Source organism: Stenotrophomonas sp. SrG, assembly GCF_050031795.1.
Lineage (GTDB): Bacteria > Pseudomonadota > Gammaproteobacteria > Xanthomonadales > Xanthomonadaceae > Stenotrophomonas > Stenotrophomonas rhizophila_A.
In genome coordinates this window covers 1-280 of sequence record NZ_JBNBBE010000199.1, presented here as the reverse complement: position 1 = coordinate 280, position 280 = coordinate 1, and the positions used below count along the sequence as shown (strand labels likewise).

Below are 280 nucleotides of genomic sequence, written 5' to 3'. Positions count from 1 at the left end.
TGATGCTTTACCACCGCATGCCCTTCGATGAAGTGATGGAAGACGGCGTGCTGGTGCAGCGCCCTCCGCGCTCGCCCAACGGCATCATTCCCTCGCTGCTGAGCTTCTTCCAGGGCGGCCAGACCGGTTCTTGGGTGGCCTGGGGCATCGACGACCCCAAGCGCGGCCCGTTCCAGACCCATATGGCGGTGGACGCCGAGCGCTACCACACGCTTACGGCCGCGCGCGTGCCGCTGACCCGGCAGGAAGTGGACATCTTCTACAAGCGCTTCTCCAAGGA

General features: G+C 65.0%; 1 pseudogene. It reads left to right on the top strand.

Annotation, left to right across the window (positions count from 1 at the left end):
• Positions 1-17: 17 nt before the first annotated feature.
• Positions 18-280: pseudogene (locus ACQG3P_RS19525) on the top strand (glucosylglycerol-phosphate synthase); the annotation flags it as partial.